This is a genomic window from Clavibacter michiganensis, assembly GCF_002151125.1.
GTDB classification, from domain to species: Bacteria; Actinomycetota; Actinomycetes; order Actinomycetales; family Microbacteriaceae; genus Clavibacter; species Clavibacter michiganensis_C.
The window spans coordinates 69,119-93,238 of record NZ_MDJZ01000012.1 but is presented as its reverse complement, the minus strand read 5'-3'; the positions used below and the strand labels follow the sequence as shown (position 1 = coordinate 93,238).

Genomic DNA, 24,120 nt, shown 5'->3' with positions numbered 1-24,120 from the left:
GCACATGACCGACCTCGACAGCCGCGGCGACGTCCGCGAACCCCAGGAGTCGGCCAGGCGCTGGCGCGTCGTCGGCCCCGGCCTCGTGGTCGCCGCCACCGGCATCGGTGCGGGTGACCTCGTCGCGACCCTGGTGGCGGGATCCCGCTTCGGCTACGCCCTGCTGTGGGCCGCCGTGCTCGGCGTGATCATCAAGATCTTCCTCGTGGAGGGCGCCGGCCGGTACTCGCTCGCCACCGGCCGCACGATCTTCGAGGGCTGGCGCAGCATCGGCCGCTGGACCACGTGGTACTTCGGGCCCTACATCCTCATCTGGGGCCTCGTCTACGGCGCCGCGGCCATGAGCTCCTCGGCCCTCCCGCTCGCGGCGCTCTTCCCGGGCGTCGACCTCAAGGTGTTCGCGATCGGCTGCGGCCTGGTCGGCGCCGTCGTGGTCTGGTTCGGGCGGTACTCGGCGTTCGAGAAGATCATCGCGGTGTTCGTCGGGCTCATGTTCGTGACCGTCGTGGGCGCCGCGATCGTCACCGTGCCGAACGTGCCGGCGCTCCTCTCGGGCCTCGTGCCGACGATCCCCGAGGGCGGCCTCGTCGTCGCCCTCAGCATCGCGGGCGGCGTCGGCGGCACCATCACGCTCGCGGCCTACGGCTACTGGCTGCGCGAGAAGGGCTGGGTGGCGCCCCGCTGGATGAAGGTCATGCGCATCGACAACTCCGTCGCCTACGTGATGAGCGGGATCTTCGTGCTCTCGATGCTCGTCGTCGGCGCGGAGCTCCTGTACTCCGCGGACATCGCGCTGGCCGACGGCGAGGGCGGCCTCGTGCAGCTCGCCGACGTGCTGGGGGAGCGCTACGGCGCCTTCATGACGTGGTTCTTCCTGCTCGGCTTCTTCGCCACGTCGTTCTCCTCGATCCTCGGCGTGTGGAACGGCGTCTCGCTGATGTTCGCCGACTTCCTCGGTACGATCCGCGGTCTCGACGTCGACGACCCGCGCCGCCGTCTCGGCGGCAGCTACTACAAGGGGTTCATCCTCTGGCTGACGATCCCGCCCATGGGCCTGCTGTTCCTCGACCAGCCGATCGGCCTGATCATCGCGTACGGCGTGCTGGGCGCGCTGTTCATGCCGTTCCTCGCGATCACGCTGCTGGTGCTCCTCAACACCGACCGGACGCCGCGCGCCTGGCGGAACCGCCCGCTGAGCAACACGGTGATGGGCCTCTCGGCGCTGCTGTTCGTGGTGCTCGGCGTGCAGCAGCTCGTGACGGAGATCGGCAAGCTGCTCTGACGCCGGCCCCGCGCGGCCGTCAGTCGGCGGAGGCGGCCGCGCGGACGGCGGTCGGGCCCTCGACGTCGGATCCCGCGGGCGTCCGGAACACCACGAGCCGGTACAGCGTGAAGTTCCACACGAGGCCGATGAGGACCGCGGTGGCCTTGGCGATGTTGATCTCGAGGAACTCCTGCTCGGCGCTCGTGCCGAACATGATGAGCGAGCGGCCGAACGTCGTGTCGAAGCCGCGCTCGAAGAGCCAGATGACGCCGCTCTGCAGCAGCAGCGAGCTGAAGCCCGTGACCGCGAAGAAGCGGAGGAAGCGTCCCGCCGTGACGGGCTCGCCGTGCCGGAAGACGAAGAAGTGGTTGAGGAAGTAGGAGATGGTGATGCCGACCGTCACCGACACCAGGTTGGCGCCGAGCACGGGCATGGCGGCGACGAGGATCAGCAGGTTGAGCAGCACGAAGTCGAGGCCCGTGTTGAGGAGGCCCGCGAGGAGGAAGCGGACGCGGCGGTCGGCGAGGAGCTTCGTCACGCTGATCCTCCCGGCACCCGGCGCGCCCGCCGGTCGTTCCGGCGTGGGCGCACGGCGTCAGGGCGCCGGGCCTGGAGAAGCGTAACAAGCGGACGACGGGCGGCGGCCGTCCCTCGCGGCCACGTCGTCGGTCGCTGGCTAGACTCGACGAGGCCCGGATCCGGGTCGATCCCCGACTCGGAGACGGAACCACCAGCTTGAGCAGTCTCACGATCGTGATCCCCACCTACGAGGAGGCGCGCAACGTCGGGGAGCTGCTGCCCCGCCTCGCGGCCATGGCGGCGGAGAACCCCGACTTCACGATCACCGCGATGATCGTCGACGACTCGTCGCCGGACGGCACGGCCGACCTCGCCCGGTCGATCGCGCCGAGCGTCGAGACCGGCACGTTCCGCGTGCGCGTCGAGACCCGCGCGGAGAAGGCCGGCCTGGGCGCCGCGTACATCTGGGCCTTCGAGCTGCTGCTCGGCGCGGACGAGCCGCCCACGCACATCCTGCAGATGGACGCCGACCTCTCGCACGACCCCTCCTACATCACCGAGATGCTGCGCCGGGTGCGCGGGGGCGCCGACCTCGTGGTCGCGTCGCGCTACATCCGCGGCGGCGCGACGCCCGACTGGGACTTCAAGCGCCGCTTCCTCAGCGTGGGCGGCAACCTCTACACGCGCCTGTTCCTCGGCTCGCGGATCACCGACTACACGGGCGGCTTCAACCTCTACGAGACCGGGCTGCTGCGCAGGATCACGCCGTCCACCATCACGACGACGGGCTACGGCTTCCAGATCGAGATGAAGCAGCGGGCGCTGACGCACGCGAAGCGGCCCACCGAGGTGGCGATCGTCTTCATGGACCGCACCGAGGGCGAGTCGAAGATCCCGAGCGACACGCTGGTGAAGAACCTGCTGCTCGTGCTCCAGCTGCGCTTCGGGCTGCGCCGGGGCTGACACGCCCGATCCGCTCAGCCCCCGGGTGCGAAGAACGGATCGCCGGGTGCGCGCTGGTGGGGCCTCGCCGGCGCGATGATCGTGCCGCGCCGCCCGCGCTCGTCGACCACGGGATCCGCGGCGCCCAGCACCTGCGAGCGCGCGAGCCCGTGGCGGGCCCAGTACGCGGCGGTCCACGCGCAGATCAGGCCGTCGAGCAGGTCCTCGAGGTGCTTGTGCTGCCGCTCGACGATCGCGGGGCCGTCGGCGACGAGGGCGGCCGACCGCGGGTGCGTCGTCACGTCGAGCGGCGGATCCGCGTGGGCCAGCCCCGCCACGGCGTCGAGCACCGCGCGGAACTCCGCGGCCCGGTGCGGCCGGCGTTCGGCCGTCGCGAGCAGCGGCGCGAGGCGCTTGTACCGGGGCTTGGGGCCTGCGAAGCCGAGCTCGGGCGCGCCGACGAGCGTCGTGTAGGGGTAGCACTCGAGCATCGTGCGGGCGTCCGCGTCGCGCGCGGCGCCGGATCCGTCGTCGTACTCCCAGCCGGCGTCCTCCAGCCGCCGCCGGAGGGCGACCGTGCCCTGCGCGGGCAGACCCTGGTTCGACGGGTAGGCGGAGATGCCGAGGCGCCCGTAGCGGGACGCGACCTCCTTCTCCGCCAGGCGGCTGCCCGTGGCGTTCGCGACGACGAGCGGCCCGTCGACCGCGGCGACCGCTCCCGGGCCCTGCCAGCGGTCCACCCAGTCGACGACGGCGTCGATGCCGCGTGCCGTCGCGAGGTCGAGCACCCGGCCCGACGCGTCGATGCAGGCGAGCCCCGTCTCGCGCGCCGGGCGGGTCGCGGTGCCCTCCGCCCAGGCGAGGTCGATCCCGAGGAAGCGGCGCATCCGCCGAGCCTATCCGCGGGCCCGGGCGGCCTCGGCGGGGCCCGGGGCCGCTAGTAGGGTCGAGGGATCCTCATGCCACGAGCGACGAGACGATGGAGCCTCCCATGACACCAGTGAGCCCGAACGACGACCGCATCCCGCACCCGGACGGCCACCCCGTCCGCACCGAGACCGACAGCCTCGGGAGCCTCGACGTCCCCGCGGACGCGTACTGGGGGATCCACACGGCGCGGGCGCTGGAGAACTTCCCCATCAGCCTGCGGCCGTTGAGCGTGTACCCGGAGTTCGTCGTCGCGCTCGCGCAGGTGAAGCAGGCCGCGGCCCGCGCCAACGTGCAGATCGGCGTGCTGGACGCGCGGAAGGCCAAGCAGATCGACGAGGTCTGCTCCGAGATCATCGCCGGGCACCTGCACGACCAGTTCGTGGTCGGCGTGATCCAGGGCGGGGCCGGCACGAGCACCAACATGAACACCAACGAGGTCATCGCGAACCGCGCCCTCGAGAAGGCCGGCCACGCGCTCGGCGACTACCGGCACATGCACCCGCTCGACGACGTGAACCGCAGCCAGTCGACCAACGACACGTACCCGACCGCGCTCAAGGTCGCCCTCATCCACTCGCTCCTGCAGACGCTCGACGAGCTCGACCTGCTCCGCCGCTCGTTCCTCGCGAAGGGCGCGCAGTTCTCGCAGGTGCTCAAGGTCGGCCGCACGCAGCTGCAGGACGCGGTGCCCATGACGCTGGGTCAGGAGTTCCACGGCTTCGCGACCACGCTCGAGGAGGACCACGCGCGGCTCGGCGAGCTCGAGCCGCTGCTGTCGGAGATCAACCTCGGCGCGACGGCGATCGGTACGGGCATCACGGCGGATCCGAACTACGCCGCCGCCGTGCGCGGCCACCTCAGCGCAATCACGGGCTATACGCTCGTGACCGCGAGCGACCTCATCGAGGCGACGAGCGACGCGGGCGTGTTCATGACGCTGTCCTCGACGCTCAAGCGCGCCGCCATCAAGCTGTCGAAGATCTGCAACGACCTGCGGCTGCTGTCGTCGGGCCCGCAGGCGGGGCTCGGCGAGATCAACCTGCCGCCGCGCCAGGCCGGGTCGAGCATCATGCCGGGCAAGGTGAACCCGGTGATCCCCGAGGTCGTCAACCAGGTCGCGTTCTCGATTGCGGGCGCCGACGTGACGGTGACCATGGCGGCCGAGGGCGGGCAGCTGCAGCTCAACGCCTTCGAGCCGGTCATCGCGCACTCGCTGCTGCAGTCGCTGAGCTGGCTGCGGAACGCGGCGAAGACGCTGCGCGTGAACTGCATCGACGGGATCACGGCCAACACCGAGCGGCTCGCGGCGCAGGTGGAGTCGTCGGTCGGCGTCGTCACGGCGCTCACGCCGTACATCGGCTACGCGGCGTCCTCCAGCCTCGCGAAGACGGCGCTGATGACGAGCGCGTCGATCCCGGACCTCGTCGTCGAGGCGGGGCTGATGACGCGGACGCAGGTGGAGAAGATCCTCGCGCCCGACCGCCTCTCCGGGCTCGAGCCCGTGACGGCGGCGATGTCCGTGATCACGCCGGAGATGCTCGCGGCGCACGCGGCGGAGCAGAGCGGCGAGGCCGACTGAGACCTGCACGGACGACGACGGCGCGCCGCGGCCCGAGGGCTGCGGCGCGCCGTCGTCGGTGCGGGATGCGCGCGGGTCAGGCGTCCGGATCGGTGGACGTGCGGGCGGGCATGGTGCCGGTCGCGTCGTCGGTGGGGGCGGCGTGCGCGGGCTCCTCGCGGTGCACGGATCCGGCGATGTCGCCCGGGGTCGGCACGTGCGCGGCGTCGGACGGCTCCGCGGTCGACTTCGCCTTCGGCGCGGCCTTCCTCGCGGCGGCCTTCGGCTTCGCGGGGGTGGGAGCGGGGGCGGGCGTCGCCGTGGCGGTCTCGGTGGCGGTCTCGGTGGCGGCCTGCTCGTCCGCGGTCTGCTCGTCGGCGTCCGACGGCTCGCCCAGGTCGTCGGGGCCGAGCGTGTCGAGGTCCTCGTCGGCGTCGTCGGCGGTGCCGTCGGCGGAGGCGTCCTGCTCCCCGGCGCGGGCGGCCCCGTCCGCGGGGATGGCGACGGGACCGGTCTCGTCCTCGTCGTCGAAGGACGCGAGCGCCTCGTCGCGGGCCTCGGCCGCGGTGAAGACGGCACGGCGGCCGGCCTCCTCGCCGCGCTCGCGCAGGTCCTCGGCCGTGGCCTGGACGCGCGTGCGCGCCTCCTCGGCCGTCTCGACGACGCGGCCGCGCACGTCCTCCGCGGTCTCGGCGACGCGGTGGCCGACCTCGGTGGCCTGCTGGCCGACGCGATCGACGACGTGCTTGGTCTGGTCCGCCGTGCGGGTGCCGAGGTCCTTGGCGGTGTCGCCGACCCGGCCCGCGATGTCCTGCGTGGTGCTGCCGACGCGGCCCGCGACGTCCTGCGTGGTGGCACCGATGCGCTCGCCCACGGTGTGCGCGGTGCGGCCGACCGCGACCGCGGCGCCCTGCACCGCGTGGCCGACGAAGTCCGCGACCTCGCGGGCGGTCTCGACCGTGCGCTCGACGACGACCGGGCCCTTCTCGTCGAGCACGGCCTGCGCCTCGCGGACGCCGCGCTGGACGGGCTCGCTCGACCAGACGGTGCGCGACGTGCGGGCGATGCCCTCGTAGCGCTTGCGTCCGGCGCGCGCGCCGAGGACGTACCCGGTGCCGATGCCGGCGAAGAAGAGGAGTCGGTTGATCATGCGTCGAGCCTAGACGGGGCCCGCGGGGATCGGCCGGGAGCGGCTACGCGTCCTTCTCGCCCCGGCGACCGGTGGCGTCGTGCAGCTCGTCCGTCTCGGGATCCGCCGCGTCGGGCGCGGACAGGTCGGCGTCCTCCGGGATGGAGTGGTCGTGGATCGGGTCCTGCTGCTGGTCGGTCATGCGCTCGACCCTACGCGCGGGTCGCGCCTCAGAGGATGCGCGTGTGCGTCGTGAGCGAGCCGATGCCCTCGACCGACACCGTGACGGTGCTGCCGTCCTTGAGGAAGATCTGCGGGTCGCGCGAGTAGCCGGCCCCGCTCGTCGTGCCCGTGGAGATCAGCGTGCCGGGCTGCAGCGTGGAGGAGGTGGAGAGGTACGACACGAGGCGCGCGACCGTGCGGACCATGCCGCTCGTGCGGCCGTCCTGCACGGTCTCGCCGTCGAGGACCGTCGTGATGCGGAGGTCCTGCGGATCCGGCACCTCGTCGCGCGTGACGACGACGGGACCCGTGGGGGAGAAGCCGTCGAAGCTCTTGCAGCGGCTCCACTGCTGCTCCGAGAACTGCAGGTTGCGGGCCGTGATGTCGTTGACGACCGTGTAGCCGAACACGTGGTCGAGCGCGTCCTCCTCGGACACGTCGCGGGCCGCACGGCCGATGATCACGCCGAGCTCGACCTCGTAGTCGACCTCCTCGCTGAGCGAGCGCGGCCAGCTCGTGGTGCCCTCGTGGCCCGAGAGCGAGTTGGGCCAGAGCGCGAAGACGGTGGGGGCGGAGGCGCTCGTGATGTTGAGCTCCTCGGCGTGCGCGGAGTAGTTGAGGCCCACGGCGTAGACGGCCGGCGGGCGGAGGACGGCGGAGGCGTGCGTGAGGCCGTCGACCGGCGTGGTGCTGGTGCGGCTCGCGACGGCGCGCTCGACGGTGGCGCGGACGCGGGCCATCTCGTCGTCGCCGCGCTCGATGAGGTCCTGCAGGTCGCGCGGGGAGTCGTCGAGCACCTCGTCGAGGAAGAGCGCCTCGCCCTCGGAGACGATCGCGGCCAGTCGGGGGGTCACGCCGTCGTCGGCGAGCAGGTGGGCGAACTTCATGACCCGAGCGTATCGGGCGGGCGCGGCCCGCCGCGGTTGCGGTCATAACGTGCATGGGAAGGACCGCCTCACCCGCGGGTGGGCGCCATTCAGTCCTCGCGCACGACCTCGTCCGGGGACTTGTCGTGCCGCCAGCCGCGCCAGGACGCCTGGCGGAGGCGGCCCGTGGCGGTCCACTCGGCGAACTCGACCTCGCCGACGAGACGCGGCGTGATCCAGCGCGCGTCGCGGGCGTCGGCCGCGGGCACGTCGGCGAAGGGGCTCGTCTTCCGGGCGAGGGGACGGAGGCGGCGCAGCGCGTCGGCGAGGTCGCGCTCGGTGAAGCCCGTGCCGACGCGGCCCGCGTACTCGAGGCCGTCGGGTCCCGGGACGCCGACGAGCAGCGAGCCGATGCCGGAGGAGCGGCTGCCGGATCCGGGCCGCCACCCGCCGACCACGACCTCCTGCGCCCGATGGTGCTTGATCTTGATCCAGGCGCTCGACCGCCGGCCCGACTCGTAGGGCGCGTCGACGCGCTTGGCGACGACGCCCTCGAGACCGAGCTCGCGGCTGGTGGCGAGGGCCCCGTCGAGGTCGCCGTCGAAGGCGGGCGGGACCTGGATCCGGCCGCGGCCCGGCTCCCGGACAGCGTCGAGGAGCGCGGCGCGGCGCTCCCCGTACGGCTCCTCGACGAGCACGCGGTCGCCGACCGCGAGCGCGTCGAAGAGCATGAGGTGCACGGGCGCGGCCTTCCGGGCGCGCGCGACGTCCTTCTCTCCCGTGAGGCCGAGGCGCGTCTGCAGGAGGCCGAAGTCGGGGCGGCCGCCGGATCCGAGCACGACGATCTCGCCGTCGAGCACCGCGTCGTCGACGTCCAGAGCGTCGGGCAGCTCCGCGAGCTCGGGGAAGGCGGGCGTGAGGTCGACGCCGTTGCGGCTCGTGAGGGTGGCCCGGCCGTCGGCGACGACCGCGATCGCGCGGTAGCCGTCCCACTTCATCTCGACGGCCCACTCCTCGTCGGGGTCGAGGCCGGGGCCCGTCGCGGCGGTCGCGAGCATGGGCGCGGGGGCGGACGCGGCGCCGCCCTTCCGACGGCCGCCGACGCGCGTCCGGCCGCCGGCCCTCTCGAGCGCGGCGGGGCGTGCCGGCCTCGCATGCGGCTTCCCCGGGGCGTCGGCGGGCTCCATCAGGTGGATCAGCCAGTTCGCGTCGGCCTTCCCGTGGCCGCCCGTGTGGATGAGCGCGTACCGGCGCGGCCCGTCGATCCCGGTGCCGTCGCCCCGCCCGTGCAGCGTCGCGATGACCTCCTTCCCGTCGCGCCACTTCTCCAGCTCGAAGGTGCCGGCGTCCCAGATGGTCACCTCGCCGCCGCCGTACTCGCCCGCGGGGATCGTGCCCTCGAAGGACCCGTACTCCAGCGGGTGGTCCTCGGTCTGCACCGCGAGGTGGTTCGTGCCGTGCTCGGTGGGCACGCCCTTGGGGAGGGCCCAGCTCACGAGCACGCCGTCGTGCTCCAGCCGGAAGTCCCAGTGCAGCGCGCGGGCGTGGTGCTCCTGGATCACGAAGGACCGGCCCTCGGTGGGCGCCGGCGACTCCGCGGGCACCGGCTCGCTGGTCTTGGCGGCGTCGCGCTTGGCGCGGTACGTGGCGAGGCGGTCGTCGGCGGGTTCCGCGTCGGCGGGGTCCTTCCGCTCGAAGCCGGCGAGCCGCTCGCGCGTGGGCTCGAGGCTCTCGCGGTGGCCCTCCTCGACGGGGGCGAGCGGATCCGCGCGCTTGCGCACGCGCGCGACGACCTCGTCCATCTCCAGGTGCCGGAGCGTCGGCGACGACAGCTCGCGCCACGTGCGCGGCACGGCGACGGTGGGCCGGGACCGCCCGCGCAGCGAGTACGGCGCGACCGTCGTCTTGGCCGGGTTGTTCTGGCTCCAGTCGACGAGCACCTTGCCCTGCCGCAGCGCCTTCTTCATGTCGCTCACGACGAGGTCCGGGTGGTCGGCCTCGAGCGCGCGGGCGAGCTCGTGGGCGACCTCGGAGATGGCGTCGGCGTCGTGGCTGCCGTCGAGGGCGGCGTAGAGGTGGATGCCCTTGGATCCGCTCGTCACGGGGTGCGGGTCGAGGCCCATGTCGCGGAGGATCCCGCGGGCGGCCTTCGCGACCTCGACGCACTCGGGGAGGCCGGTGCCGGGCCCCGGGTCGAGGTCGAGCACGAGCCGGTCGGGTCGCCGCACGTCGCCCGTGCGGCCGAACCGCCACTGCGGCACGTGCAGCTCGAGCGCCGCGATCTGCCCGAGCCATGTGAGCGTCGCCACGTCGCCGACGAGGGGATAGTCGTTCGCGTGGTCCCTGTGCTGGATCGCCCGCCGCTGCACCCACTCCGGCGTGTGCGCGTCGAGGTCCTTCTGGAAGAACATCTTCCCCGGCTGCTCGTCCGTGCCGACGCCGTCGACCCAGCGCTTGCGCGTGACCGGCCTGTCGCGGAGGTGCGGCAGCATGTGCGGCGCGACGGCGGCGTAGTACGCGATCACGTCGCCCTTGGTCGTGCCGGTGGCCGGGTACAGCACCTTGTCGAGGTTCGTGAGCGCGATCCGGTGCCCGTCGACCTCGACCTGCTGCTTCGCCCCCGCCATCGCTCCAGCATGGCCCCGCCGGTGTTCACTTGACCCATGAGAGCCATCTGGAAGGGCGCCGTCACCTTCGGCCTCGTCAACGTGCCCGTGAAGGTCTACAGCGCCACGCAGGATCACGACGTGCCGCTGCACCAGGTGCACGACGCCGATGGCGGGCGGATCCGCTACCAGCGCCGCTGCGAGGTGTGCGGCAAGGTCGTGGACTACGCCCACATCGACAAGGCGTTCGACGACGGCGACCGCACCGTCGTGATCACCGAGGAGGACCTCTCCGCGCTGCCGGAGGAGAAGAGCCGCGAGATCGACGTGGTGGAGTTCGTGCCGAGCGACCAGGTGGATCCCGTGATGCTCGACCGCAGCTACTTCCTCGAGCCCGACTCGTCGAGCCCCAAGTCGTACGCGCTCCTCCGCCGGACGCTGCAGGAGACGGACCGCACGGCGATCGTGCACGTGACCCTCCGGCAGCGCACCCGGCTCGCCGCGCTGCGCGTGCGCGGCGACGTGCTCATGCTGCAGACGCTGCTCTGGGACGACGAGGTGCGCGAGGCCGACTTCCCGTCCCTCGACGCCGCGCCCAAGGTGTCGCCCCGGGAGCTGAAGATGTCGGCGCAGCTCGTGGAGGGCTTCGAGGAGGACTTCGACCCGTCGAAGTTCAGCGACGAGTACCAGGAGCAGCTGAAGACGCTCATCGACGCGAAGCTCGCGCAGGGCGACTCGCTCGACACCGACGCGACGTTCGGGGAGTCCGACGATGACGACGAGGGCGAGGGCGGGGAAGTGCTCGACCTCATGGACGCGTTGAAGCGCAGCATCGAGCGGAGCCGGGGCGGGGGAGGCGCGGCGAAGACGGCGCCCGCGCGGAAGACGGCGAAGACGGCGTCCGCGACGGGGAAGGCGGCGGCGTCCGACGACGTGAGCACGACGCGCGCGACGAAGAGGAAGTCGGCTGCGAAGAAGCCCGACGCGAAGAAGGCGGCGACCACCGGGAAGACGACGACCGCGAAGAAGACGACGACTGCGAAGAAGGCGGCGGGCGGCACGCAGAAGGGCGCCGCCGCGAAGGGCGCCGCGGAGCGGAGGAGCGCGTGATCGTCAGCCTGCCGCCGGCATCCCGTCGGTCATGACGCGCCAGAGGTGCAGGGTCGCGTAGGAGCGCCAGGGCGACCAGGCCGCGGCGCGCGCGTCGAGGGCGCGCGCCTCGTCGGGGAGCCCGAGCGCGGCGGCGCCGCGGCGGACGATGAGGTCGCCGGAGAGCAGGATGTCGGGCTCCCCGAGGGCGCGCATCGCGACGTAGTCGGCGGTCCACGGGCCGACGCCGTGGAACGCGACGAGCGCGGCGCGCAGCTCGGCGCGCGGCATGCCGTGCTCGACCACCAGCTCCCCCGTCTCGAGGGCCTCGGCGAGGCGGATCAGCGTGGCGGTGCGCCGTGCGGGTCCGCGCAGCAGCTCGGCGCCGTCGCGGGCGATGCGCGCGGCGGTCGGCGGGAGGCGGGTCACGGATCCGTGCGCCACCGACACGGGCAGGTCCTCCCCGAGGTCCGCCGTCATGCGGCCGTGGGTGGCGCGGGCGGAGGCGACGGAGATCTGCTGGCCGACGATGGTGCGGAAGAGGGTCGAGCGCGGATCCAGGGTGCCGGGGATGCGGAGGCCGGGAGTCGCGCGCACGGCGCCGGCGAGCGCGGGGTCGCGGGCGAGCTCGGCGTCGATGCGCGCGGCGTCGACGTCGAGCCCGAGCAGGCGGCGGGTGCCGGCGAGGAGCTCGGCGGCGTCGGCGGGGTGCTCGACGCGGGTGGTGACCTCGACGCGCGTCGACGCGTCCGGCGCACGGGTCGCCGCCTCCGCGTCCACGAGCCGCACCGTCACGGTCCCCGCGCCGTGCGCGAGCCGTGCCGACTGGGTGAACGACGTCGCGTCGCCCTCCTCGGCTCCCGTCACCGCGTGCCAGGAGAGGAAGCGGATCACGCCGCCGCCGTCGAAGGGCGCGGGGACCTCGATCACCGTCCGCTCGACGTGCGCGGGCGCGGCGGCGGCGTCGGCGGGGGAGTCCATGCGCCCAGCCTGCCCGACGCCCCCGACCGCGGCGGGCGCGCGACCTAGGGTGGATCGCATGATCGACGACGAGGTCCACACCCCCGCAGCCGGCGCCGCAGCCGCCGCCGTCCGCGCGCAGCTCGTCGCGGCCCTCGGCGACGTCGTCGCCACCGACCCGGCCTCCCTCGACGACGCGCGCTCCGACCGGTCCGGCTACCGCAGCCCGGCGGATCCGATCGCCGTCGTGCGGGCGACCGAGGTGGATCACGTCGTCCGGACGCTCCGCATCGCGAGCGCCACGGGCACCCCGGTCGTCACGCGCGGCGCGGGCACGGGCCTCGCGGGCGGTGCGACGGCGACCGCGGGCGAGATCGTGCTGTCGGTGCGGGGCATGGACCGGATCCTCGAGATCAGCGAGGCCGACGAGCTCGCGGTCGTGGAGCCCGGCGTCCTCAACGACGACCTCAACGCCGCGCTCGCGCCGCTCGGCCTCTGGTACTCGCCGGATCCCGCGAGCAAGGCCATCTCCACCATCGGCGGCAACATCGCCACGAACGCGGGCGGCCTCCTCTGTGCCAAGTACGGGGTCACCCGCGAGGCCGTCCTCGCGCTCACGGTCGTGCTCGCCGACGGCCGCGTGATCGACACAGGGCACCGCACCGTCAAGGGCGTGACCGGGTACGACCTCACGGCGCTCATGATCGGCTCCGAGGGCACGCTCGGCGTCATCGTGCGCGCGACCGTGCGCCTCCGCGCGCTGCCGACCGCGACGCCGTCGACCGTCGCCGCCTTCTTCCCGGACTCCACCTCGGCGGCGGCCGCTTCGTCGGCGATCACGGCCGCGCGCATCCGTCCCGCCGCCATGGAGCTCATCGACCCGGGCGCGCTCGTCGCCATCGACGCGTTCCTCGGCACCGACCACTCCTCCCGCGGATCCGCCCACCTCCTCGTGCGCTGCGACGGCCCGGACGCCGCGGACGAGGCCGCGCGCGTGGTCGACGTCGTCGTCGCGGGCGGCGGCACGGCCGACGTGACCGACGACGCCGACGAGGGCGAGCGCCTCCTCGCGATCCGCCGCGCCTTCCACCCGGCGCTCGCCGCCCGCGGCCGCGTGCTCATCGAGGACGTCGCCGTGCCGCGCTCGCGCCTCGCCGACATGCTCACGCGGATCCGCGAGATCGAGCGCGAGACGGGCCTGGAGATCCCGACCGTGGCGCACGCGGGCGACGGCAACCTGCACCCGAACTTCCTCCTCCCCGAGGACCCGACCACGCCCGACGGCGACGCGACCGGGATCCCGGACGACGTCTGGCGCGCGGCCGACCTCCTCTTCCGCGCGGCCGTCGACCTCGGCGGCACGCTCACGGGCGAGCACGGCGTGGGGCTCCTCAAGCGGCGGTGGCTGGCCGACGAGCTGGGCGAGGACGTCATGGGGCTCGCGGCCGGGATCCGCCGCGTGTTCGACCCGCAGGGGATCCTCAACCCGGGCAAGGCCGCCTGATCCGCGGGTCGCCCGGCCGCGTGTCCGCGTGCGTCGCAGCCCCGGACGGCCGCGGATCCCGCCGGTAGGCTGGCGACGCCGATCCGCCGAAGAGAGGGCCGTCGTGACCGACCCGTCCGTCCCCGTGACCGTCCACCGCCCCTCGCCGGCCGCGCCGCCGCCGTCCATGGAGCTGCCGACCCCGCAGCGGCCCTCGCGCATCACCGCGTCGGCCGTGCTCGGCGTGGCGGGCGTCGCCGTGCTGCTGCTCGTCGCCCTCGTCGTCGCGGCCTACCTCGTGCTCAGCCTGGGGATCGAGGCCGTCGCGATCTGCGCGCTCCTCGCCCTGATCCCGCTCGCCGGCGTGCTCCTCGCCATCCGCTGGGTCGACAGGTGGGAGCCCGAGCCGCGGCTGGCGCTCCTGTTCGCGCTGCTGTGGGGTGCGGCCGCCTCGGTGGCCATCGCGCTCGCCTTCGACCTCGTCGCGCAGTACGCGCGCCTCGCGATCGGCGTGCCCACGCGGTACACGGAGTTCCTGCAGCTCGCCGTCCAGGCGCCCGTCGTGGAGGAGTCGGCCAAGGCGATCGGCCTGCTCCTCATCTTCTGGGTCGCGCGCCGCCACTTCGACGGTCCGGTCGACGGCATCGTCTACGGCGCCACCATCGCGGCCGGCTTCGCCTTCACGGAGAACATCGTCTACTTCGGCGGCCCCCTCGTCTCGGGGACGACCGGCACGCTCGTCGGGACCTTCGTGCTGCGCGGCCTGTTCTCGCCGTTCGCGCACGTGACCTTCACGATGATCACCGGCATCGCCATCGGCTACGGCGCGCGCCGCGGTCCGGGCGCGGCCCTCGGGTTCGGCGCGCTCGGGCTCGTCGGCGCCATCGTGCTGCACGCGCTCTGGAACACGGGCGTCACCATCACGGGCGACTTCCTCTCCTTCTACGTGCTGCTGCAGGTGCCGATCTTCGCCTTCCTCGTGACCGTGGTGATCCTGCTGCGCCGCTACGAGATCCACCTCACGCGCCGCCGGCTCCGCGAGTACGCCGCCGTCGGCTGGTTCACTCCCGCCGAGGTCGAGATGCTGAGCACGTGGCAGGGACGGCGTCGCGCCCGGCTCTGGGCGCGCACCCGGGGCGGCGACGCCGGACGCGCCATGAGCCTGTTCACCCGCGACGCGACGCGGCTCGCGTTCGCGCGCCAGCGCATGCTCTCGGAGCGGCCCGCGGCGTCCGGGCGCTCGGAGGCCGGGCACCTCGACGACGAGCGGCGCCTGCTGCAGGCCGTCACCGGGCACCGCGAGGCGCTCCTGCGCGGCGGCCGGCGCTAGCCGCCCAGCGTCGGGGGAGGCGGCGGCACCCCGTCCGGTGTCGCCCGTCGCGAGTAGCGTCGGAGGCACCATACGAGGAGGCACCACCATGAGCGATGCGAACCAGGACACCACAGGCGGCGACGACACGGAGATGCTCGGCTCCTCCACGCCGACGCCGCCCCAGAGCGCCGAGAAGGACCCGAGCACGTGGGTCACGGGCGACGAGCCGATGACGGGCGCGCAGCGCAGCTACCTCGACTCGCTCGCCACGCAGGCCGGCGAGGAGATCCCCGCCGACCTGAACAAGGCGGAGGCGAGCGAGCAGATCGAGCGCCTGCAGGACAAGAAGGACACGGCGTCGCCGCAGTCCGACGACGCGAGCTGATCCGCGCGTGCACGGGACGGGCGGGCGCCTCACGGGCACCCGCCCGTCGTCGCGTGACGCGGGAGCGCACGCCATGAGGGGGGACGCATGACCACGCTCGTCGGATACGTCCGCGTCGCGCGCTCCGAGGAGCCCTACCAGGACCAGGTCGACGCGCTCGACGCCGCCGGATGCGAGCGGATCTTCGTCGACGTCGCCGGCGGCCCCAAGGCCCCGCGCCCCGGCCTGCAGGACGCGCTCGACTACCTCCGCGAGAACGACGAGCTCCTCGTCGTGAGCCTCGACCGGCTGGGTCCCGGCACGTCGGACGTGGTGCGGATCCTCAACGGGCTCGAGGCGCGCGGCATCGCCTTCCGCGCCGTCCGCGACGGGCTGGAGGCCGGCACCGAGGCCGGCCGCGGGCTGTTCGCGGCCACGCTCGCGCTCGCGACCGTGGAGGCGACGACCGAGGCCGAGCGGCACCGCCGCCGGTCCGGCGAGCGGTCCGCGCGCTCCGAGCCCGAGGCCGAGCCCGCGGCGCCCGCGGCGCCGGCCCTCCCGTCGCTGCCGAAGGGCATCACGCGGCGGAAGCTGCAGATCGCGGTCGAGGAGCGGTCCAAGGGACGCGACACCGCCGAGATCGCGCGCGTCCTCGACGTGAGCGAGCGCGTCGTCACGCGGGCGCTCGCGTGGGCCGAGTCGGGGCGCCAGGGCGGGCTGCTGCGCTGACGCGCGCCGATCCGCCGCGGGCCACCCGCGCGCTCGTCCGCGCGGCGGAGCGCGTCGGCACCCGCGGCCGACGTCCCCGCGCCCGCGGCTTCCTAGCCTGGGGACATGACCGGTTCCCACCCCGCGCCCGCCCGACGACCCACGGGTCGCTCCCGGTCGGTCCGCCGTCGCCGCGACGCCGTGCTCGCGGCCGTCGTCGCGACCGCGGTCGTCGGCGCCGGGCTGGTCACCGGGATCCTCCCGTCTCCTGCGGGCGGCCCGTCGGCTGATCCCGCGTCCTGCACCGTCGACGCGCTCACCGCCGGCTGGTCGACCGGCACCCTGCACCTCGCGGCCGCCGAGGTCGACGGCGACGCGGGGACCGCCGTCCTCGACGTGCGCGGCGACGTGCCCGCGCCGACCGCCAGCACCATGAAGGTCCTCACGGCCGCGGCGGCCGTCGAGGCGCTCGGCCCCGACCGCCGCATCGCCACCCGGGTGGTCGCGGGGGAGCGCGCCGACGCCGTCGTCCTCGTCGGCGGCGGCGATCCCACGCTCAGCCGCCTCCCGTCCGGCCAGGACGGCGTCTACCCCGGCCCCCCGCACCTCGACGACCTCGCGCGCCAGGTGCTCGACGCCCGCCGCCAGGATCCCGACCTCGCCGACGTCCCGATCCGCCGCCTGCAGGTGGACAGCAGCCTGTTCACGGGGCCGGCCTGGCTGCCCGAGTGGCCGCTCGAGGCCCGGCGCGGCGGATCCATGTCGAACATCACGGCGCTCATGGTCGACGGCGACCGCGACGACCCCGCCGTCGCGTACTCGCGCCGAGGCGAGGCGGCCGTCGCCCGGGCGGCCGACGCGTTCGCCCCGCTGCTCGGCGACGACGTGGCGGCCGACGGCACGCTGGTGACCGCGGCACCCGGATCCGCCGTGCTCGGCACCGTGGAGTCCGCGCCCGTGCGGGACCTGGTCGGCTACATGCTCACCCACTCCGACGACACGCTCGCGGAGACGCTCGCGCGCCTGGTCGCGATCGAGACGGGATCCGGGAGCGCGGCCGCCGGCATCCAGCGCGGCACGCCCGCGGCGCTCGCCTCGCTCGAGCTGCCCGTGGACGGCCTGGTGCTCGTCGACGGCTCCGGCCTGTCGGACGCGAACCGCGTCCCCGCCGCGCTCCTCACCCGGCTGATGGTGCGGATCGCGGAGCACCGCGGCGACCTCGCGATCGTCGACGCCGGCCTCGCCGTCGCCGGGCGCACGGGCACGCTCGCCGAGGGCGGCCGCTTCACGGGCGGGGCCGACGCGGCGGCCGGCCGGATCCGCGGCAAGACCGGCACGCTCGAGCGGATGCACGGACTGACCGGCATCGCGGACGCGGCGGACGGCACCGAGGTGGCGTTCACGATCTGGGCCGAGGACGTGGATCCGTCCGTCCCGGCGGATTCCGCCCGCGCCGAGATCGACGCGCTGGCCACCGAGCTGCACCGCTGCGGCGGGGCGCTCGGCGGCTGACCGCCGACGCCGGCGAGGCCGGAGACGGCAGCGCCGCCTAGGCGCCCGACCGCTCCACGAGCCGGTGGTCGTGCGCGTAGACGACCAGCTGCACGCGGTCGCGGAGCGCGAGCTTCGCGAGGATGCTGCTGACGTGGGTCTTCACGGTCGACTCGCTCACGAACTCGAGCGCCGCGACCTCCGCGTTCGACAGGCCGCGCGCGACGTGCCCGAAGACGTCCTTCTCGCGCGCGCTCAGCGACCGGAACTCGGGCGGCGCCACGGGCGCGGGGGCGGCGGTCGCGTCCGGGCTGAACAGCTGCGTGAGCTCGTCCGGCGCGAGCACGGCGCTGCCCGCGTGCACGGCGCGGATCGCGGCGGCGAGGAACGCGGGCGTCGCGTCCTTGAGGAGGAAGCCGCTCGCGCCGCCGCGGATGGCGGTGGCCGAGGCGCGGTCAAGGGCGAAGGTCGTCAGCACGATCACGCGCGGCGGCGCCTCCCGCGTCCCGTCGAACAGCGCCCGGACGGTCTCGAGCCCGTCCATCACGGGCATGCGCATGTCGAGGAGCACGACGTCGGGCCGCACCTCGTCGATCACGGCGAGTCCCTCGCGCCCGTCGCCGGCCTCGCCGACGACCTCGAGGTCGGGCTGGGCGTCGAGGGCGACGCGCACGCCGCCGCGGAACAGCTCCTGGTCGTCGACGAGCACGATGCGGATCACGGGCGGCCTCCGGGCACGGTGGGGATGGGGTGGGCGCCCGGCAGCGGGATGCGGGCGCGCGCGGTGAAGAGGTCGTCGACGGGCTCGGCCTCGAGGTCGCCGCCGACGGCGGCGAGGCGGGCGCGCATGCCCTCGACGCCGGTGCCCGCGCGCCGCGACTCGAGGCCGGGCGGGTCGGCGCGGTCGGGCGCGATGCCGCGCCGGGCGACCGGGTTCTCGACCTCGAGCACGACGTCGGCGGCGCGCCAGGTCTCACGGAGGCGGATCCGCCCGCCCGGCTCGCCGTGCCGCATCGCGTTGGTGGTCATCTCCTGCGCGACGCGGCGGATGACGACCTGGCGCGCGGGATCCACCTGCCGCCGCATGCCGCGCACCTCGTGCGCGAGGTCGACGCCGGCCGCCCGCACCTGCGCGACGACGGCGTCGAGGTCCTCGGGCCCGTCGTCGGCGTCGGCGGTGCTCGTGCCGCTCAGCACCTCGCGCACCTCGGCGAGCGAGCGGCGCGCGGTGTCGGCGATGGTGGCGGAGACGCCGCGGATCCGCTCCTCGTCGTCGAGGAACTGCACGGAGTCGGCCTGCGCGATGATGACCGCGAGCGAGTGCCCGACGATGTCGTGCACGTCGCGCGCCATGCTCGCCCGCAGCGTCTCGGCCTGCGCGAGGTCGACGGCCTTCACGGCGGTGTCCTCCGCCTGGACGCGGAGTCGCGACTCGGCGGCGCGGGCGCGCACCACGCGGATCACGACGCCGGAGAGCCACGCGATGAGCAGGGCGAGGACGGGGGCGGCCGCGAAGAGCTCGCCCCCGGGTCCGCCGGGCTGCGTGAGCTCCGAGAAGCGCGCGCCGGTCTGCAGCAGGTAGGCGGTGGCGACGGTGCCGCCGACGAGGGCGGACGCGGCCCCCAGGACGACGGTCGCGCGCGATCCGCGCCGGGCCGTCGAGTACAGGACGAGGAGGAGCGCGACGTCGGCGAAGCCGGGCCGCTCGCCGAGCTGCCACTGCGCGAGCGCCATGGCCCACGCGAGGACGAGGGCGGCACCCGGGAAGACCGACCGCACGATGACGGCGACGAGCGCCAGCACCGCGACGAGGAAGCCGGCCTCCTGCACGTCCACCGGCGGGAGCATGGCGAGCCCTGCGATGAGGAGCCCGAGGATGGCGTCGACGGACACCTCGACGCCGTTGCGGTGCCGGGGAGCCCGCGTCGACGTCGAGCGCGTCGCGGCGGCGGTCCCGGTGTCCATCGGCCACAGCCTAGGCGCGGCCTCGGGGCGGGTCGCCCTCCGCGGGTACCGGTCGCCGGTACCCGCGGAGGAGCGCGTGCCTACTTCTTCTTCGTCAGCGCGGATCCCTTGTGGGCCGCGGTCTTGCCGGACTTGTCGCTCTCCACGATGTACGCGGGCTCGTCGGACGACGCCGTGAAGTGCTGCCCGTCGTGCTGGAAGTCCTTCGTCTTCTCCTCGACGACCTTCCCGTGGGTCTCGCCCTGGGGCGTGTTCCAGGTGACGGCATCGCCCTTCTTGAGAGAGGCCATCAGATCGTCGCCACCGATCCGGAGTCGACGCGGTAGTTGGATCCGTTCACGAACGACGCGAGGTCGGAGCAGAGGAAGGCGACGACGTTGGCGACCTCGGTCGCCTCGCCGCGGCGCTTGAGCTCCATGTACGGGCGCTCCTCGTCCAGGAACGACTCGATGGCCTCGTCCGTCGAGGTGCCCAGCTGGTCGGCGCGCTTCTCCATCATCGCGTCGGTCATGGGCGTGCGGATGAAGGCGGGCGACACCGCGTTCACGAGCAGCCCCTCCTTCGCGTAGCTGCGAGAGAGGCCCTTCGACAGCGCGAGGATCCCGGCCTTGGCGGCGCAGTAGGGGAGCTCGTCGTCGTACGGCTGGACGGCGTCCTCGGAGGCGAGGAACACGATCCGGCCCCAGCCGCCCTTCCGGAGCGACGGGAGGAACTGCTTGACGAGCCGGACGGGTCCGAGCAGGTCGACCTCGATGGTGTTCGTCCAGCCCTCGTCGTCGATCTCGTGGAAGAGGCCCTGCGCGCCGGTGATGCCGGCGGACTGCACGAGGATGTCGATGTCGCCGACCGCCTCCTGCACCCTGTCGTGCAGCGCGGCGAGGGAGTCGACGCTCGTCACGTCGGCCGCGAACGCGTGCACGCGGTCGCCCCCGTCGAGCTTCGCGGCGGCCTCGTCGAGCGAGTCCTGGTCCTGGTCGCTGAGGACGACGGTCGCGCCCTCGCTGAGGAGGATGCGGGCGGTCTCCCACCCGATCCCCGAGTCGGCGCCCGTGATGAGCGCGGTCTTCCCTGTGATGCCGAGATCCATCTGGGTCTCCTCACTGCCCCGTCGGGGCGGTCGATGCGGTGCGGTGCGTCGCGTCCGGGGACGCGACGAGGGCCGCACCTGGTGGTGCGGCCCTCGATCGTGGTGCGGTGCTACTCGGCGGCTGCGCCGACGCGGCGGTTCTCCGCGGAGACCATCCACGCGTACTGCTCGAGCGCGGTGATGAAGCCGTGGAGCAGGTCCGCGGTGGTCGGGTCCTCCTCGTCGACGTCGTCGTGGACCTCGCGCATGGTGTGCACGGCGGCCTCGAGGCGCTGGGTGACGAGGTCGACGGTCTCGGCCGTGTCGACCTCGCCCTGCGGGTACTCGGGGAGCGTCGTGTTCTCGGCGACGGTGTCGCTGCGGCCGTCCGGCGTGGCGTGCAGGGCGCGCATGCGCTCGGCCAGGTCGTCGCTGAACTCGCGCGCCGACTCGATGATCTCGTCGAGCTGGAGGTGCAGGTCGCGGAAGTTCTTGCCGACGACGTTCCAGTGCGCCTGCTTGCCCTGGATGTGCAGCTCGATCAGGTCGACGAGCACCTTCTGCATGTTCTCGTGCAGCTGCTCGGAGGCCTTGAAGCCGCGCTCGGCGTTCTGGCGCTTGGTGGGCTTGGAGCCCTCGGGCTGGGTGGCCTTCTCGGAGGTGCGGGTGGGGCGTTCGACGGTCGTGGTCATGTGCGACTCCTCGTTCTGTTGCGTCGTGGGTCCGGGGGTTCCCGATCCGTGCGAGGCGGCGTCCGGTGGGACGGGGCCCCGCGGGCCGGGCGCGCTCGCGCGCGTCATCCGGCCGCTCTCCGACCGTACGCCCGCTGCTTCCTCTACGCACGAACGGTGAGGGCGCTCACAGACTGCCCCCAGGGTGGCGGGACCTCCCTTCGCTCGGGGGACGGGCGCGCGGTCCCGGTGCTTGGCTGGATCCATGAGCGCCCTCACCTCCGACCTCCGCGTCCTGCGCGACGCCCGCGCGATCCTCGTCGAGAGCCTCTGGTGGGATCCGTCGGGCGACGTCATGTGGAACGACATCACCGCGGGCACGCTGCACCGGAGCCCCTGGACGGGCGCGGCCGACGGATCCGACGACACCGTTCTCGAGCTGCCGCCGCCGCTCGCGTCCTTCCAGCCGGCCGACGACGGCGGGTTCGTCGCGGGACTCGGCGACCGCATCGTGCTCGTCGACCGCGCCGGCCGGATCACGCGCGAGCTCGCCCGGGTCGAGCACGCGCACGACGGCATGCGCATGAACGAGGGCAAGGTCGACCCCGACGGCCGCTTCGTCATCGGGTCCATGGACGTCACCGAGGGCGAGCCGGACGCCGCCGTCTACTCGATCGACGGATCGGGGACCCTCCGCACCCTCATCGGCGGCTTCGCCATCACCAACGGCTTCGAGTGGACGGACGGCGGCCGCACCATGGTCCTCACGGACACGAGCGAGAAGACGGTCTACCGGGCCCCCTACTCGGCCGACGGCGAGCTCGGCGACCTCGAGCACTGGATCCACGGCGAGATGAGCGACGGCCTCACGCTCGACGCCGACGGCTTCGCGTGGAACGGCATCTACGGCGCGGGCAAGGTGATCCGCTGGGCGCCCGACGGCACGAAGGACCTGGAGTTCGAGATCCCCGCGCCCAACGTCACCTCGGTCGCCTTCGCCGGACCCGACCTCCGCACCCTCGTCGTCGGCACCGCGCGTGAGAACCTCACGGAGGAGCAGCACGAGGCGCACCCGCTCTCGGGGGCCGTGTTCGCCATCGACACGGCCGTCTCCGGACGCCCCGTGAACGTCTTCCGCACCGTGGTCGACGGCGCCGCGCGGGCGTAGCGTCGAACGCGCCGTCCGACCGGGCGGCGACACTCTCACGAGGAGGAACGCACATGACCGGAGAGAGCATCCAGGGCCGCAAGGTGGCCTTCCTGCTGACGGACGGCTTCGAGCAGGTCGAGCTGACGGAGCCGTGGAAGGCCGTCCAGGAGGCCGGCGGCACGCCCGTCCTGGTGTCCCCGAAGGCGGACACCGTGCAGGGCCTCAACCACATCGACAAGGCCGACACATTCGAAGTCGACGTCCAGGTGAAGGACGCCGACGCGGCCGACTACGACGGCCTCGTCCTGCCGGGCGGCGTCGTGAACGCCGACGACATCCGCGTGGACGCCGACTCGGTCGCCTTCGCGAAGGCCTTCTTCACGGCCGGCAAGCCCGTCGCGTCCATCTGCCACGCGCCGTGGATCCTCATCGAGGCCGGCGTGGTCGACGGCCGCCGCATGACCTCGTACCCGACCCTCGCCACCGACCTCCGCAACGCGGGCGCCGAGTGGGTCGACGAGGAGGTCGTGGTCGACAGCGGCTTCGTCACGAGCCGCAACCCCGACGACCTGCCCGCGTTCAACGCGAAGCTGATCGAGGAGATCGCCGAGGGCGAGCACGACGAGCAGCACGCCTGACCCGATCCGGCACCGGCGCGCCTAGGGTGAGGGCGTGACCACGCCCTCACCCGACGCGCGCTTCCGCCAGACCACGCCCGCCCCGCGCGCCGTCCGCGTCGCCGGGCTCGTGATCGCGGTGGCGGGCCTCGTGGTGCTGGTCGCCACCGGGGGCGGTGCGCTCGGCGTGCTCGTCGCCCTGCTGCTCGTGGCGGCGGGCGCCGTGGTCGGCTCGCTGCGGATCCGGATCACCCTCGACCCGGACGCGGTCGAGGTGGCGCTCGTGCCCCTGAGGCGCATCCGCGTCCCGTACTCCGCCATCGCCGACTGCGCGGTCGTCGACCACCTCCGCCCGCGGACCGTCGGCGGCATCGGCGTCCGGCGGCTGCCCGGCGGCGGCGCCGCGATCCTGCTCGACGCCGGGCCCGCCGTCTCCATCGAGTCGGCCGACGGCACGCGGCACCTCGTCCGCAGCACCTTCCCGCGGGAGGCGGCCACGCGGATCCGCGACCGTGCCGCCGCGGCGCCGCTCGCGCCGCCCGTCGCCGACGACCCGGAGGATCCCGCAGCGACCACCGCCTAGGCTCGTCGCGTGACCACCGCACCCCCCGCCGCACGCCGTCCCCGCCTCTCCCGCCCCGTCGTCGTGGCGCTCGCGGTCGTGGTCGTGGTGGTCGGCTTCGTCCTCGACCAGCTCAGCAAGCGCTGGGCGGTGGACGAGCTCGGCGGCGGCGAGACGATCCCGCTCGTCCCGACCGTGCGCTTCGCGCTCGTCTACAACCCGGGCGTCTCCTTCGGCATGGGCGCGGAGGTCGGCCCGGTCCTCACCATCGGGATCATCGCGCTCGCGCTGGGTCTCGCCGTGTGGGTGGGCTGGCAGATCCGCCACCGCGCGTCGCTCCTGCAGGTGCTGCTGCTGTCGGCCGTGCTCGCGGGCGCGCTCGGGAACCTCTTCGACCGCATCACGCGCGCCGAGGACGGACCGCTGTCCGGCCACGTGGTCGACTTCATCGCCGTCGAGTGGTTCGCCGTCTTCAACGTCGCGGACATCCTCACGGTCTGCGGCATGATCGCCTGGGCCCTCACCACCGTCTTCGGGCGCGACCAGGCGGCCGACGCCCGCGACGCGGACGCGGATGACGACTCCGAGGTCGCCGACGCGCCCGCCGACGCCGGATGCGCGCCCACCGACCGCGCCTGACGCCCGG

General features: G+C 73.9%; 25 protein-coding genes. 13 read left to right on the top strand and 12 right to left on the bottom strand.

Features of this window, described 5'->3' with window-relative positions:
- Window positions 1-4 precede the first annotated feature (4 nt).
- Window positions 5-1,282, top strand: coding sequence for an Nramp family divalent metal transporter (locus BFL37_RS07270; protein WP_086514474.1), 1,278 nt, complete (start codon window positions 5-7; stop codon window positions 1,280-1,282).
- 19 nt (window positions 1,283-1,301) lie between these two features.
- Here BFL37_RS07270 and BFL37_RS07265 read toward each other — a convergent pair whose 3' ends face one another.
- Window positions 1,302-1,802 carry a GtrA family protein gene (locus tag BFL37_RS07265; RefSeq protein WP_086514473.1) on the bottom strand — a complete coding sequence of 167 codons (501 nt, stop codon included), beginning with the start codon at window positions 1,800-1,802 and terminating at the stop codon, window positions 1,302-1,304.
- A 197-nt stretch (window positions 1,803-1,999) separates the two neighbouring features.
- Here BFL37_RS07265 and BFL37_RS07260 point away from each other — a divergent pair, with 197 nt between their 5' ends.
- Window positions 2,000-2,746 (top strand): polyprenol monophosphomannose synthase, encoded by a 747-nt coding sequence (locus BFL37_RS07260; protein ID WP_086514472.1) that lies wholly within the window; start codon window positions 2,000-2,002, stop codon window positions 2,744-2,746.
- Between the two features lie 14 nt (window positions 2,747-2,760).
- Here BFL37_RS07260 and BFL37_RS07255 read toward each other — a convergent pair whose 3' ends face one another.
- Entirely contained in the window at window positions 2,761-3,612 is an 852-nt protein-coding gene (locus BFL37_RS07255; protein ID WP_086514471.1) for a DUF429 domain-containing protein, read from the bottom strand.
- 104 nt (window positions 3,613-3,716) lie between these two features.
- Between BFL37_RS07255 and BFL37_RS07250 the strand changes: the two genes are divergently transcribed.
- The gene (locus BFL37_RS07250; protein ID WP_086514470.1) at window positions 3,717-5,234 is read left to right on the top strand and encodes an aspartate ammonia-lyase; all 1,518 of its coding nucleotides are present in this window, start codon (window positions 3,717-3,719) and stop codon (window positions 5,232-5,234) included.
- 76 nt (window positions 5,235-5,310) lie between these two features.
- On the opposite strand, the gene BFL37_RS07245 is transcribed toward BFL37_RS07250, so the two are convergent.
- The 4 genes from BFL37_RS07245 to BFL37_RS07235 all read right to left on the bottom strand — a co-directional run bounded on the left by BFL37_RS07245 (window position 5,311) and on the right by BFL37_RS07235 (window position 10,057).
- Complete coding sequence (locus tag BFL37_RS07245; protein ID WP_086514469.1) at window positions 5,311-6,363, bottom strand: hypothetical protein; 1,053 nt, start codon at window positions 6,361-6,363, stop codon at window positions 5,311-5,313.
- Between the two features lie 43 nt (window positions 6,364-6,406).
- The gene (locus tag BFL37_RS14580; RefSeq protein WP_172403762.1) at window positions 6,407-6,544 is read right to left on the bottom strand and encodes a hypothetical protein; all 138 of its coding nucleotides are present in this window, start codon (window positions 6,542-6,544) and stop codon (window positions 6,407-6,409) included.
- A 28-nt stretch (window positions 6,545-6,572) separates the two neighbouring features.
- Window positions 6,573-7,451: a fumarylacetoacetate hydrolase family protein gene (locus tag BFL37_RS07240; RefSeq protein ID WP_086514468.1), complete on the bottom strand. Its 879-nt coding sequence runs from the start codon at window positions 7,449-7,451 to the stop codon at window positions 6,573-6,575.
- An 89-nt stretch (window positions 7,452-7,540) separates the two neighbouring features.
- Window positions 7,541-10,057: an ATP-dependent DNA ligase gene (locus BFL37_RS07235; protein ID WP_086514467.1), complete on the bottom strand. Its 2,517-nt coding sequence runs from the start codon at window positions 10,055-10,057 to the stop codon at window positions 7,541-7,543.
- A 36-nt stretch (window positions 10,058-10,093) separates the two neighbouring features.
- Here BFL37_RS07235 and BFL37_RS07230 point away from each other — a divergent pair, with 36 nt between their 5' ends.
- Window positions 10,094-11,146 carry a Ku protein gene (locus BFL37_RS07230; protein WP_086514466.1) on the top strand — a complete coding sequence of 351 codons (1,053 nt, stop codon included), beginning with the start codon at window positions 10,094-10,096 and terminating at the stop codon, window positions 11,144-11,146.
- 3 nt (window positions 11,147-11,149) lie between these two features.
- Here the strand turns inward: BFL37_RS07230 and BFL37_RS07225 are convergent, their stop codons facing one another.
- Window positions 11,150-12,106, bottom strand: a complete 957-nt coding sequence (locus BFL37_RS07225; RefSeq protein WP_086514465.1) for a DNA-3-methyladenine glycosylase family protein — start codon at window positions 12,104-12,106, stop codon at window positions 11,150-11,152.
- 58 nt (window positions 12,107-12,164) lie between these two features.
- On the opposite strand from BFL37_RS07225, the gene BFL37_RS07220 reads away from it, so the two are divergent.
- From BFL37_RS07220 to BFL37_RS07200, 5 genes are all read left to right on the top strand, one after another.
- The gene (locus tag BFL37_RS07220) at window positions 12,165-13,589 is read left to right on the top strand and encodes an FAD-binding oxidoreductase (RefSeq protein ID WP_086514464.1); all 1,425 of its coding nucleotides are present in this window, start codon (window positions 12,165-12,167) and stop codon (window positions 13,587-13,589) included.
- Window positions 13,590-13,692: 103 nt separating this feature from the next.
- The gene (locus BFL37_RS07215) at window positions 13,693-14,898 is read left to right on the top strand and encodes a PrsW family intramembrane metalloprotease (protein WP_086514463.1); all 1,206 of its coding nucleotides are present in this window, start codon (window positions 13,693-13,695) and stop codon (window positions 14,896-14,898) included.
- 88 nt (window positions 14,899-14,986) lie between these two features.
- Complete coding sequence (locus BFL37_RS07210) at window positions 14,987-15,265, top strand: DUF3072 domain-containing protein (protein WP_086514462.1); 279 nt, start codon at window positions 14,987-14,989, stop codon at window positions 15,263-15,265.
- An 87-nt stretch (window positions 15,266-15,352) separates the two neighbouring features.
- Window positions 15,353-15,973 (top strand): recombinase family protein, encoded by a 621-nt coding sequence (locus BFL37_RS07205; protein WP_086514461.1) that lies wholly within the window; start codon window positions 15,353-15,355, stop codon window positions 15,971-15,973.
- A gap of 105 nt (window positions 15,974-16,078) precedes the next feature.
- Window positions 16,079-17,464 (top strand): D-alanyl-D-alanine carboxypeptidase/D-alanyl-D-alanine-endopeptidase, encoded by a 1,386-nt coding sequence (locus tag BFL37_RS07200; RefSeq protein WP_086514460.1) that lies wholly within the window; start codon window positions 16,079-16,081, stop codon window positions 17,462-17,464.
- Between the two features lie 37 nt (window positions 17,465-17,501).
- On the opposite strand, the gene BFL37_RS07195 is transcribed toward BFL37_RS07200, so the two are convergent.
- The 5 genes from BFL37_RS07195 to BFL37_RS07175 all read right to left on the bottom strand — a co-directional run bounded on the left by BFL37_RS07195 (window position 17,502) and on the right by BFL37_RS07175 (window position 21,166).
- Entirely contained in the window at window positions 17,502-18,164 is a 663-nt protein-coding gene (locus BFL37_RS07195; RefSeq protein ID WP_086514459.1) for a response regulator, read from the bottom strand.
- Window positions 18,161-19,408, bottom strand: a complete 1,248-nt coding sequence (locus BFL37_RS07190) for a sensor histidine kinase (RefSeq protein WP_086514458.1) — start codon at window positions 19,406-19,408, stop codon at window positions 18,161-18,163. The genes BFL37_RS07195 and BFL37_RS07190 overlap by 4 nt, the downstream gene beginning before the upstream one ends.
- A gap of 80 nt (window positions 19,409-19,488) precedes the next feature.
- Window positions 19,489-19,698 (bottom strand): DUF2945 domain-containing protein, encoded by a 210-nt coding sequence (locus tag BFL37_RS07185; protein ID WP_086514457.1) that lies wholly within the window; start codon window positions 19,696-19,698, stop codon window positions 19,489-19,491.
- Window positions 19,698-20,495, bottom strand: coding sequence for an SDR family NAD(P)-dependent oxidoreductase (locus BFL37_RS07180; RefSeq protein WP_086514456.1), 798 nt, complete (start codon window positions 20,493-20,495; stop codon window positions 19,698-19,700). Before BFL37_RS07180 ends, BFL37_RS07185 begins: the two co-directional genes overlap by 1 nt.
- A gap of 110 nt (window positions 20,496-20,605) precedes the next feature.
- Window positions 20,606-21,166, bottom strand: coding sequence for a Dps family protein (locus BFL37_RS07175; RefSeq protein ID WP_086514455.1), 561 nt, complete (start codon window positions 21,164-21,166; stop codon window positions 20,606-20,608).
- Between the two features lie 244 nt (window positions 21,167-21,410).
- On the opposite strand from BFL37_RS07175, the gene BFL37_RS07170 reads away from it, so the two are divergent.
- From BFL37_RS07170 to lspA, 4 genes are read left to right on the top strand one after another with little or no spacing between them, the layout of a single operon-like run.
- On the top strand, window positions 21,411-22,313 hold the full coding sequence (locus BFL37_RS07170; RefSeq protein WP_086514454.1) for an SMP-30/gluconolactonase/LRE family protein: 903 nt from the start codon (window positions 21,411-21,413) through the stop codon (window positions 22,311-22,313).
- A 53-nt stretch (window positions 22,314-22,366) separates the two neighbouring features.
- Window positions 22,367-22,933, top strand: coding sequence for a type 1 glutamine amidotransferase domain-containing protein (locus BFL37_RS07165; protein WP_086514453.1), 567 nt, complete (start codon window positions 22,367-22,369; stop codon window positions 22,931-22,933).
- Window positions 22,934-22,967: 34 nt separating this feature from the next.
- Complete coding sequence (locus BFL37_RS07160; RefSeq protein WP_086514452.1) at window positions 22,968-23,495, top strand: conserved secretedl protein; 528 nt, start codon at window positions 22,968-22,970, stop codon at window positions 23,493-23,495.
- A 9-nt stretch (window positions 23,496-23,504) separates the two neighbouring features.
- Complete coding sequence (lspA, locus tag BFL37_RS07155; protein ID WP_086514451.1) at window positions 23,505-24,113, top strand: signal peptidase II; 609 nt, start codon at window positions 23,505-23,507, stop codon at window positions 24,111-24,113.
- The last annotated feature ends 7 nt before the right edge of the window (window positions 24,114-24,120 follow it).